The organism is Bilophila sp. T19-St14, from assembly GCF_059728385.1.
Window position 1 is genome coordinate 320,533 of sequence record NZ_BAAGFT010000002.1, and the last position, 11,683, is coordinate 332,215.

9 protein-coding genes are annotated in these 11,683 nt (G+C 56.6%); 4 read left to right on the top strand and 5 right to left on the bottom strand.

What is annotated here, in order from left to right:
* Positions 1-631: 631 nt before the first annotated feature.
* The 4 genes from thrC (at position 632) to AC6I1V_RS15860 (ending at position 4,957) form a co-directional block, all read left to right on the top strand.
* The gene (gene thrC / locus AC6I1V_RS15845; protein WP_308770644.1) at positions 632-1,864 is read left to right on the top strand and encodes a threonine synthase; all 1,233 of its coding nucleotides are present in this window, start codon (positions 632-634) and stop codon (positions 1,862-1,864) included.
* Between the two features lie 51 nt (positions 1,865-1,915).
* Entirely contained in the window at positions 1,916-2,869 is a 954-nt protein-coding gene (locus AC6I1V_RS15850) for a tripartite tricarboxylate transporter substrate binding protein (RefSeq protein ID WP_308770643.1), read from the top strand.
* A 59-nt stretch (positions 2,870-2,928) separates the two neighbouring features.
* Complete coding sequence (locus AC6I1V_RS15855) at positions 2,929-4,422, top strand: tripartite tricarboxylate transporter permease (protein ID WP_482332505.1); 1,494 nt, start codon at positions 2,929-2,931, stop codon at positions 4,420-4,422.
* 88 nt (positions 4,423-4,510) lie between these two features.
* Positions 4,511-4,957 (top strand): hypothetical protein, encoded by a 447-nt coding sequence (locus tag AC6I1V_RS15860; RefSeq protein ID WP_302552466.1) that lies wholly within the window; start codon positions 4,511-4,513, stop codon positions 4,955-4,957.
* A gap of 587 nt (positions 4,958-5,544) precedes the next feature.
* On the opposite strand, the gene AC6I1V_RS15865 is transcribed toward AC6I1V_RS15860, so the two are convergent.
* From AC6I1V_RS15865 to gsiC, 5 genes are all read right to left on the bottom strand, one after another.
* The gene (locus AC6I1V_RS15865; protein WP_497737221.1) at positions 5,545-6,573 is read right to left on the bottom strand and encodes a tyrosine-type recombinase/integrase; all 1,029 of its coding nucleotides are present in this window, start codon (positions 6,571-6,573) and stop codon (positions 5,545-5,547) included.
* 1,345 nt (positions 6,574-7,918) lie between these two features.
* A complete protein-coding gene (locus tag AC6I1V_RS15870) occupies positions 7,919-8,737 on the bottom strand; it encodes a M55 family metallopeptidase (RefSeq protein ID WP_486854817.1) in 819 nt (272 codons plus the stop codon).
* A gap of 38 nt (positions 8,738-8,775) precedes the next feature.
* A complete protein-coding gene (locus tag AC6I1V_RS15875; protein WP_486854818.1) occupies positions 8,776-9,843 on the bottom strand; it encodes a P1 family peptidase in 1,068 nt (355 codons plus the stop codon).
* A 2-nt stretch (positions 9,844-9,845) separates the two neighbouring features.
* Positions 9,846-10,733, bottom strand: a complete 888-nt coding sequence (gene gsiD / locus AC6I1V_RS15880) for a glutathione ABC transporter permease GsiD (RefSeq protein ID WP_302554272.1) — start codon at positions 10,731-10,733, stop codon at positions 9,846-9,848.
* A 7-nt stretch (positions 10,734-10,740) separates the two neighbouring features.
* Positions 10,741-11,664 (bottom strand): glutathione ABC transporter permease GsiC, encoded by a 924-nt coding sequence (gsiC, locus tag AC6I1V_RS15885; RefSeq protein WP_337430814.1) that lies wholly within the window; start codon positions 11,662-11,664, stop codon positions 10,741-10,743.
* Between the last annotated feature and the right edge of the window lie 19 nt (positions 11,665-11,683).

Here is an 11,683-nt window from a genome sequence, read left to right on the forward strand (position 1 = left end):
TCATAGCATGTGATTGTTTCATATCCACAGCCCGGTGAAAATACAGCCTTTTTCTCCAGTTTTCCCCTTGGCGGAATCCATGCCTGCGGCATTTTGTCGGTCATGCCTTTGGGATTTCAAGGAAAAACATCAACCATTATCCTACAACACGGCCAAAAATAAATTTCCCGTATCAGAGAACCCGGCAGCTCCAAAATAAGGCGTGGGCGCGGTTACGCACGAAGGTTTGGGCTTCTGGATGGCATCCGGCAGTCCCCAACCCCGTCCGTGTGAAGCGTTTGGAACGGCCTTTCATAGGGTGAGAGGCCGGAGTTTCCGGTTTGGGCAGCTAAAAAATGGCATCAGAGGCCTGCCGGAGGGCCCGCATCGGCCATGTGGCTGGAGGAGACAGGGCTTACAGTATTTTTTCGGATCTGTAGTTTATCTATTTCACTTTCCTTATTGCATAAATGAAGAAGCTCCATCGGGTGTGCGAGGCCGTCTGTATTTTTGTCGACTATTTTTGTCGACAGAGTATTGACAGGGCGTGTTTCTTTTCACATACTGTCGACGGATGACAAAAATACTGCCGGCGATCGACCGTTGTTCGTACACGAGAGGCGCCAAGCCTTTTCCACTCAGGAGGATTCATATGCATGCAGAATGTCTGGGGCTTGTCTGCCGCGAATGCGGCAAACGCGTGCCTGAGGCCGAATGTGCCCTGTCTTGTCCCGACTGCGGCGCGCCCATGCGCGTCACGTTTTCCGAGGCGTCGCTCCGTCAGGTGCTGGGCGCGGGCTTGCCCACTCCCGATGGGCGTTCATTCCTCCGCCAGTGGCGGTCTATCCTGCCGATTTCCGACGAATCGCTTATTGATCGCGTGAGCCTTGGCGAAGCCGAAACGCCGCTGCTGCCTTCCCACCGCTACGGCGAGAAGCTCGGCATACCGGATCTGCATTTCAAGGTGGAGCAGGGGCCGACCCTGTCCCTGAAGGATCGCGGCACGGCCCTGTGCGTCCTCAAGGCTTTGGAATTCGGCTGTAAAACCGTGTGCCTGTCCTCGTCCGGCAACAACGCGGCCAGCGTATCAGCCTACGGCTCCCGCGCCGGGCTCAATCCCGTGGTCTTCGTCCAGAAACAGGTTTCCGCCGCGAAAATTTTCAAGAGCCTCGTCTACGGCGGGCGCGTAGTCCGCATCGACGGCGACATGGCCGCCGCCAGCCGGATCTGCGGGGAAATGGTCAAGCGCCGCAACTGGTTCCAGTGCGGCGGCCCCAACCCTTACCGTATCGCCGCAAAGCGTACCTTCGCTTACGGTGTCGTCCAGCAGCTTGGGCAGGCCCCGGATACGGTTCTGATCCCCTGCGGCGGCGGGGCCGGGATGGTCGCCGCGTTTGACGCCTTCCGCGAGATGCTCGCCGCGGGGGTCATCGATCGGATGCCGCGCCTCGTCGGGGTACAGTTGCAAGCCTGCGATCCCACGGCCCGCGCCTTCCATGAAGGCCGCGATAACGTGACGCCCGTGGACAAGAAGCCTTCCCTTTCCGACGCCATCATGAACAACAACCCCTACTGGGGGCGTTACTGCCTGCAAGCCGTGCGCGAAACCGGCGGCACCATGATTTCCGTTTCCGACGCCGACTTCATCCACACCATCCGCGAGCTTGGGCGGGAAGAGGGGCTGTTCACGGAACCGGCGGGTTCCGTCTCCGTGGCCGCCTTGCGGTATCTCGTGAAGGTGCCCGGTTTTGAGAATCCGGGGGTTACCGTCTGCAACCTCACCGGGCACGGGCTGAACGCGCCGCAGGTCGCCACCGACGAACGCGAAACGCCCGGCGTCATCCCCCCGACCGTGGAGGCCGTGGAAGCCTTCCTGCAAAGCTGAGTCCCGGACAACGCCCTGTAACTGCCATCTAAACACCTGTTGGAGGTAGATATGAAAAGCTTGTTCCTTTCCTCTCTTCTGGCGCTGGGCCTCTTGGCGGCTCCCGCACAGGCGGCCGAGTATCCTGCAAAGCCGATCACCCTGATGACCGCGTTCAATGCGGGCGGCGGCAGCGACGTCAGCCACAGGCTCCTTGAAAAATTCGCCAAGGGCGTTTTCGATCAGCCCATCATCGTAACCTACAAGGCCGGTGCGGGCGGGGAAATCGGCTGGACGTGGCTGGTCGGCGCAAAGGCGGACGGGTACACCATCGGCGGCGTGGATCTGCCTCATATCGTGCTCCAGCCCATGCTGCGCCCTGAGGGGCAGCCGGGCTACAAGACGGAACAGCTCAGCCCGCTTTGCGGCCTTGTGTACGACGCCGACGTGGTCATGGTTCCCGAAGACGCCCCCTATAAGACGTTCAAGGATCTTATCGAGTACGCCAAGGCCAACCCCGGCAAGGTGAAGGTGGCGACCGTGGGCAAGCTTACCGGCGATCACCTCTTCCTTATGCAAATCGAAAAGCTCACCGGCGCGAAGTTCACGCAGGTGCCTTATTCCGGCAGCGGCAAGGCCATCCCCGCTTTGCTCAGCGGCGAGGTGGACGCCTACTTTGGTTCGGGTTCCAGCTTCCTGCGCATGGAAAAGACCCGCGGGCTCGCCATCGGCAGCAAGGAACGCTATGAGCTGTGCCCCGACGTGCCCACGTTCATTGAACAGGGCTATGCCATCGAGTCCGGCAAGTATCGCGGCCTCGCCACGCCCCAAGGCATTCCGGCTGAAGCACGGCAGTATCTGGAAAGCAAGTTTGCGGAAGTGTGCGCCAACCCCGAATATCAGAAGGCGGTCAAGAGCAGCGGCCTGATGCCCCAGTTCCAGACCGGCAAGGCTTTTGGTGAGATCATCAGCAGGGAAGGCGAACAGGCCAAGAAGGTTCTGGAGGCTTCCGGTTTCCTCAAGTAGGGTCATGGGGGAGGCGACTCCCCCCTTGAAGCTTCATCCATAACACGAGCGAGATGAACATGTTTGATCCGTGGGTAGTCCTTTCCAATCTGTCCGACCCGGTCACGCTGCTGCTCATGACCCTGAGCGCCTGCTTCGGCATCATTATGGGGGCCATCCCCGGATTGTCAGGCACGCTCGGCATCGCGCTGCTCCTGCCTTTTACATTCGGGCTTGAACCGGCGACGGCGCTGCTGATGCTCGGTTCCGTATACTGCGGTTCGGAATATGGCGGCTCCATCCCCTCAATCCTCATCAATACACCGGGAACGGCGGCGGCCCTGTGCACCACGTTCGACGGGTACCCTATGGCCATGAAAGGGCAAGCGCAGAGGGCCCTTTTCACGGCACTGATCGCATCGGTCTTTGGGGGGCTTTTCGGTGTTGCGTCCTTGCTGTTCCTGTCCGTGCCCCTTGCCAACGTGTCCATGAAGTTTGGTGCGCCCGAACAATTCTGGCTGTGCGTGTTCGCGCTGACGATCATCGCTTCCCTTTCTTCCGGCAATGTCCTCAAGGGCGTGATCGGGGCGCTTATCGGCCTTGTCCTTGCCTGCGTGGGCATGGATCCGGTCACGGGGTATCCCCGTTTCACGTTCAATACGATGGAACTGATGGGCGGGATCAACGTAGTCCCCGCGCTTATCGGGCTGTTCGCCATCCCTCAGGCCCTGCTGCTTCTGCGCCCCGCAGGGGAAAAGGGCGTTATGGCCCCCTACAACCCGGCCCCCGGCGTCTTTTGGCAGACGTTAAAAGACTTCTTCCGCCGCATATGGGTCACGCTTGTGGCCGGTGTGGTCGGGGTCATCGTGGGCATCATGCCGGGAGCGGGCGGCAACATCGCCACTTTCGTAGCCTATAATGAAACCAAGCGGTTCTCGAAGAAGCCCGAAGAGTTCGGTACCGGCGTCATGGAAGGGATCATGGCCCCTGAAGTCTGCAACAACGCCGTGGTCGGGGGGGCGCAGATCCCCATGCTCACACTCGGCATCCCCGGCAGCGCCCCCGCCGCCGTGATGCTCGGCGCGCTGATGACCCACGGGCTGAAGCCGGGCTTCGATCTGTTCTCGGAACAGGGCGACATCGTATTCACCTATGCCTTCGGGCTGATCCTGTCGAACATCATCATCCTGCTGCTTGGGCTCGTACTGGTGCGCATTTTCGTGCGGGCGCTGCAAATCCCGCAGCACTTCCTTGTGGTAGCGATCCTGGCCCTGTCCGTGGTCGGCTCCTACTCCATCAGCAGCTCCCTGATGGACGTGCTGTCCATGGCGGCTTGCGGTTTGCTCGGTTACGTGCTTGTGCGGTATAAGTACGGGGTCGCCCCCATGGCGCTTGGGCTTATCCTCGGCACCACGATGGAAGAAGGATTCAAGCTGTCGCTTCATCTCGGATCGGCGGAAGGCAATATCATGCTGTTCTTCTTCTCGCGCCCGCAGAGCCTTGTGCTCATCATCCTTACGCTGCTTTCGCTCGGCTATTCCATTTGGAAGGAATGCGGGGCCAAGAAGGTTTGATTCGCGGGACATATCGCCCTTACTGTATAATGGCGTATCCGGCTAAACAAGAATTGGGATGCTGCGCAGCCCATCAGGAAGGATGCAGATGAAAGAACGTACCATAGATATTCTGACCGCTGTTTTTCTCATCGCCTTCAGCTTCGTCATGCGGGGCCAGCTTGAGGGCATCCCCCGCGAAGGCGTACTCTTTCCGCTGTGCGTGCTGTATTTGATCATGGCGTGCAGCGTCCTGTTGGCGCTCAAGGCCATTATGGCAGGCAAAGGGGAAATGTCCTTCTTCGGGGACATTCCCCCGCAGCGCTGGTGCCTTGTTTCCGCGATTTTCATCGCGCAGGTGCTTGGCGCAATGTATGTTTCATTCAAGATCAGCATGGCCGTCGGCATGTTTGCCATGCTGGTTGTGCTGACCCCCCGCAAGACCGGCAGGGCACTCTTCGCCGACCTTGCGTTCACGGCGGCGTTTATCGTATTTTTCCAAGTCTTTTTCACCAACATCATGCATATCTACTTTCCGGAGCCTTTCTTTGGATAATCCCCCTTCCTGAAAAGGCTTTTGGTTCCCCAACAGGCGGTGCGCACCGCCTGTTCCCCCAGCACGACAAGGCCGCCCCATCTAGTGAGGGGCGGCCTTGTTTGTGGCTGTACATCGCTTTTTTGTCCATCCTGTGCGGGGAAGGCTTTTTCCGTGCCTCATGTCCCTTTTCAGTTGGCTGTGTCATAGAAAACGGTTGATGCTTTATTTACTTGAAATTCCAAAGAAATAATCAATAAAATCTCCCAATTACAGAGCCCACCAGCGGAAAATTTGGATAAAAAGCATATATTTTCAGTATATTGCTGAAACAAAACAACCAAGTACTATGACAGAGCCTTTCAATTTTCAGCATTCCTGTGCTTGAAGATGGAGCGTGAAGGGCTGCGTATCCACCACACCAATATAGTGAAAGTCTTTGTTATAGTTTGTGGTTGTTTCATCTCCACAATGCGGTGAAAATACAGCCTTTTTCTCCTGTTTTCCCCTTGGCGGGATCCACGGCCAAGGCATTTTGCCGGTTATCCCTTTGGAACTTCAAGGAAAAAAGCATCAACCATTTTCTAAAACACAACCTAGTGAAATAATTATTCTTCATCAAATATGGCGCTTGCCGGGGCCATAAGCTGGGCCGCCTCGTTGTAGTGCATGGTCGTCTGGATGTTCGCATGTCCGGCAAGGGCCTGAATGCTTTCAAGGCGCGCCCCCCGGCTTGCAAGCTGGGTGAAACAGCTATGGCGGAACCAATGCGGCGAAACGTCACCTCTGGAAATGACAAGGGAAGACCATTTCTTGACAAGCGCATACAGGCCATGCCGGGAAATAGGGCGTCCGCGGTGGCGGAGGTTTTCAAAGATCGGATAATCGGGGCGCGGTGAGGTGCGGCGCCGCAATTCTTCAAGTGCCGCTTGAGCTTTTTGGGGAAGATAGACCCGCCGCGCTTTGCTGCCTTTCCCCAGCACGTCAAGGTACCAGCGCCCTTGCCAATTGATCACATTCACCCATTTGAGGGATACGGCTTCCTCGGCGCGCAGCCCCGTCATGAACAGAACCCGGAAGAGGACAACATCACGGAACGGTGCGCCAAGTTCTTCCATGCCAGTGAATAGGCGCTCCAGTTCATCCTGTCCGAGGCTATGCGACAGGTGGCCCGGCAAGGTTCCTTTCCCATCGCTGCGCTTCCGTTTCAAAAAAGCGGCGGGGTTGACTGTGCAGACGCCCGAATCGACGAGATGCCGGAAAAAACTCCGAAGTGTAGCCGCCGCCGTATTCCGGGAGCTTGGCTTCAGCCCCTTGTTTGCCAGATGCCGTAAATAGGCGTCAATATCCCATGCTTTCAAGAGGTTGAAACTCTTTTTCGCATAATTGAAAAGGCCAATGATATACAGGGCGTACAATTCTATCGTCCGTGTGGAGTCGGCATACACGGCATGGAGGAAAAAAAGGATGACGCGCTCATCGGGCAGGAGATCCGACTGGAAAGAAATGTATTCGGCGATGTTTTCGTAATCGCGGCTAAGCATAAAATGTTCCAAGACCCGTTTCCGATCAAGGGGCGTCCAGTCAGGCAGGGTTTCGGGAAGCTGTGAAAATGAGGGGGCCGGAAGGGGGGGCATGAATAGAACCTCCATAACAGGGAACGGCTACAGCCTATCGAACTTGTAAGGGAGCCGCAAGGTACATTCCCTTTGCATTTCATGAGATTGGGAAAACTGCTAACGAGAGGATACACTGCCGGGGACGGCCTTTAGGATAGAAACCTTTGGCTGAACCCAAAAAGAAATGGCTGAGGCCATATTTTTTGAGGCTCTGTTATAGTTTGTGGTTGTTTCATCTCCACAGTGCTGTGAGAATACAGCCTTTTTTTCCGGTTTTCCTCTTGGCGGAATACAGGGCTAAGGCATTTTGTCGGTTATCCCTGTGGAACTTCAAGGAAAAAAGTATCAACCATTTTCTATAACACAGCTTTTTTTTAACTTCAAAAACTTCAAAGAGGTAAGCAATAAAAGGACTCGGCTATGGAGGCAGCCAACGGAAAAGCTGATAACAATCTGTATTTTCACCGTATTATAACAACAAAAGGCTGTGTCGGAGAAACTGGCTGATGCTTTTTTCTTTGAAGTTCCAAAGGAACGACCGGCAAAATGCCTTAGCCATAGGTTCAAGGGAAAGCTGGAGAAAAAGGCTGTACTTTCACCGAGCTGTGGAGATGAAACAACCACATCCCCTGACAGAGCCCAGCAAAACAATCGCATCTTATGGTAGATCCCATCTTTTGAAGACTTGTTTCAGCACTGAAAACACAACCCGGTTAATGGCTGCTTCACTATGAGAACAATGTTGGCAGATTTGGCCTTTTGCGGATGGCTCTATCAGAGTACATGGTTGTTTTTGTTTCGACAATATACTGAAAATATATGCTTTTTCTCAAAATTTTCCGCTGGTGGGCTCTGTGATTAGGGGATTTTATTGGTTATTTCTTTGGAATTTCAAGGAAATAAAGCATCAACCGTTTTCTATGACACAGCCTTGCGGATTTGGTTTTACTCAGGCTTTAGCTTTGCCAAAGCGGGCCAGAAAAGTTTTATTCCCGATAGCTCGGAATTGGGCCATATGGCGTCAAAGAAAAAGTCCTTCAAAAATTGATTTTAAGGCGCTAAAAAATTTTTTCCGATGTATGAGGCGTAAAATGGATAAACGCGATTACAGCGCGTTTTTGGCGGTTCTACTCCACTCTGAAATTTTAGTTAACTTTATGACAGTAAAGTTAACTAAACTGGAGAGGAACATTTCCTGATTTTCTTTTATGCCGAACATTTCATTTTTTACATTTTATCAAATAAATACATGATGTTACGTAATAAATTTGACAACATGGGTCTGCTCTAAAGAATATCCGCCATTCCACAAAAAAAGACGCGCGGAAAAACCGCGCGCCGTATGTTCGTCTTAACCATCAAGCTAATGCACTGAGGCCGCCATGCTCGAAAAACAGTTGAGTGTCCGCGAAATGGCAAACGGCGTCTCCGCGATAAACTCAAGGCATGTCGGAGACAGCCGTTTCGTGCCGGGAAGCATACAGAAAAGATCCGCATGGTAGGTCCGCACAGTGGAAACCTGTACCGAGAACGGCCCGGCGAGCTTGAACGGCTTGCATGAAATGTTTTGCAGTGATTTCCGGGCCGCCGCACGTAAAGCCTCATGAACCGCCCCGGTCGGCTGATGGACGGCTGCCCTCGTACCCAGTGCCCGTTTTACCGTTACAATCTCCGCATGGGGATAAACGGAAGCGGCTTCCTCAGCAAGCCTGTCGTCACCGCTGATCAGCCGGACGGGGATATCATACTCGCCAGCCAACAACCCATTCAGGTAATACTCACCCACGGGGACGCCGTTGACGCGGATTTCGGCGAAGGCCGAGCCATTGATGGTGTGGGCCAGCACACCATAAGCTCCGGCGCGCGCATGGTAGCCGATCAGGAAAAGCCCATCCCACGGGCCGCAGTCAAGACCGCCCATCATACCGAACAGCCGGGGCTTCCCAGAGACGAGGCTCGCGCTCGGATGCAGTTCTTCCAACAGGATATTGTTGTATTGCCCATGACCGTCAGCCACCCAGATTTCGGCAGCCCCGCCTTCCAATGCCCCTTCGACGGCGGCATTGACTTCCCTGGTCATGAGGAGCCGCGCCCGTTCGTACTCGCCAGATCCGGGGCTGGTCTGCTCCGGGCTCATAACCCCGCTGATGCCTTCAATATCCGCAGAAATCAAAATGCGCATGATGTTCTCCGTATTCCGAACAAGGATAGCTGCGGCCCTCAGCCCCGCACGATGTCACGCCACTCCGGCAGCACTTCCCGAATGGAAGGACGCCTATGCCCGTCGCGCCCGGTAAAGGGTTCCGCAAAAAACAAGGCTTTGAAAATGGCTTGCTCGGTCGCCTCGGCAGCAGCCTGAAACAGGCGATCCATCCAACCGTCCGGCGCATGAAGAAGCGGCACGGCGGATTCTGACGACTGCGGGAGGTGTTGGCTGGAAGAAAAGGCAATGGCGACGTCTCCGCTGCCATGCCCGAAAATGGAGCCCGTCCGCGCAAGGCCATTCCCGGCCCGCTTCGCCAGCCGCCCAAGCTGCAAGACATCCAGCGGCGCATCGGTTGCCAACAGCATGATGATGCTGCCCTTTTCCGGTGCGGCGGCAAGCGCGGCGGCTTCCGCACCGATGCGATCCAGCCGTTCCTGCAAAAGGCGGCCTACGGGACGGCCCGCCAACAGGCAGTGTTCCGCTTTGCCGAAATTGGAAAGCACCAGCGCCCCGACGGTGAAGGGCTGCCCTCCGCACTCCGCTATCCGGGAAGCCGAACCGATGCCCCCCTTGAGGTGGAAGCAGGACATGCCCCGCCCGGCCCCGACACTCCCCTGCATGAATTCGCGGGAAGCCGAGGCACACGCTTCGATATACTGTTTTTCAGTTACGGCAAGGGCCTGAATGTCGTTTAAATACCCATCGTTGCATTCAAGAACCAAAGGGTTGACCGTCGGCCATTCCCGGCCCACTTCCGGGTGTGCGGACACCGCCGCCCGGATCTGCGCCGTGGCGATTGCCCCCACCGAAAACGTGTTGGTCAACGCCAGCGGCGTTTCGAGGCAACCGAGCTCCGCCATCTGCATCAAGCCGACGCTCTTGCCAAACCCATTGAATATACGGCAGGCGGCAAGCGGCTTCCGCATCAGGGGATCGTCGTTGGGGAGCACCACGGTCACACCGGTATGGACATCCCCTTCATCCAGTGTGCAATGCCCGACGCGGACGTCGCCCACATCCGTGATCGCATCCAACGGGCCGCTCGGCAAAACCCCGACGCGGGGGAAATCCAATCCGTTCATGGCTATTCCTGATCGATCTTGGGATCAAGCGCGTCGCGCAGGCCATCACCGAAAAGGTTGAACATGAGCACCGTCAAAAAGATGGCGAGGCTTGGGAAAATCGCCACATGCGGGGCCACCACCATATCGGCGCGGGCTTCATTCAGCATCGCCCCCCACTCCGGCGTGGGCGGCTGCGCACCGAGGCCGAGGAAGGACAGGCTGGCGGCGGTGATGATGGACGTGCCGATACGCATGGAAAAGTAGACAACGATGGACGAGATCGTCCCTGGGAAAATGTGGCGCAGCATAATCGTCATCGGCCCGGCGCCGAGGCTGCGGGCCGCCTCAACGAACGTCTGGCGTTTGAGCGCCAGCGTGTTGCCGCGCACCAAACGGGCGAATGCGGGAATGCTGAAAATCGCCACGGCGAGGATGACGTTCGCCATGCCGCTGCCGAGAACCGCAACGACGCTGATGGCGAGGAGGATGCCGGGGAACGCGAACAGAACGTCGCAAACCCGCATGACCACACGATCCCACCAGCCTTCAAAATAGCCGGAGGTCAGGCCGAGCAGCGTCCCGACGACTGCGCCGACGAGTACGGAGGAAAAGCCGGCGGCCAGCGAAATGCGCGCGCCCGCAAGGATGCGGCTGAAAATATCGCGTCCGAGGGAATCCACGCCGAACCAGTGCTGGAGCGAGGGGCCAGCGTTCAACATATCGTAGTCAAAGTAGTTTTCCGGGTCGTAGGGCACGATCCACGGCCAAAAGACGGCGATCAGAACCAACAGGCCGATGAAGCTGCCCGCGAACAGCGTCATGCGCTGCCGCTTGAACTTGCGCCAGAATTCGCTCCACGGGGTACGGACTTTTGCGGGGCCGGATGCGGCTGATACGTTGTTTTGCATGTTCATATCACTTGAAGCAGATTCGCGGGTTGATGATGGCATAGAGGATATCCACCAGCAGGTTGATCAGGATGAATTCGAGCGAAAACAGGAGCACTTCGGCCTGAAGAACCGGATAGTCCCGCATTTCCACGGCATCCACGAGCAGGCGGCCAAGGCCGGGCCAGTTGAATACCTTTTCGACCACGATGGAACCGCCGAGCAGGAAGCCGAACTGAAGGCCCATCATGGTCACGACGGGGATGAGCGCATTGCGCAGGCCATGCTTGACGATGACCGCCCATTCGCTCAGGCCTTTGGCGCGGGCCGTGCGGATATAGTCATCCTGAAGGATTTCCACAAAAGACGCACGGGTGAACCGGGCCATGACCGCGGCGACGCCCGCCCCCAACGTAATGGACGGCAAAATGTAGTGTTTCCACGAGTCCGCCCCGACGGTGGGCAGCCACCCCAGCGAAACGGAAAAAATTTCCATGAGCAGCAGCCCAAGCGCAAAGGTCGGGAAGGAAATCCCGGAAACGGCGAGCGCCATCCCTGCGTGATCCTGCCATTTGTTGCGCTTGGTGGCTGAAATCATGCCGATGATCAGCCCAAAGAAGACCGACCAGACCATGCTCCAGACGGTGAGCCAGAAGGTCGCCGCGAAACGCTCCCCGATTTCCACGCTGACGGGGCGCTTGGTGCGCAGGGAGGTGCCGAAGTCGCCTTTGGTAATGATGTTGCCGAAATAGGTGATGAACTGTTCAGGAAGGGGCTTGTCCAGCCCAAGATCCTTGCGCACCAGCTCCACGGTGACCTGATCCGCTTCCGGCCCGGCGGCAAGGCGCGCGGGATCGCCGGGAAGCATGTGTACGAACAGAAACACGATCACCGCGACCAGAAACAGCGTGGGCAGCAACCCAAGAAGGCGTTTGACAAGATAGTGGAGCATCCGTTGAAACCTCGCCGAA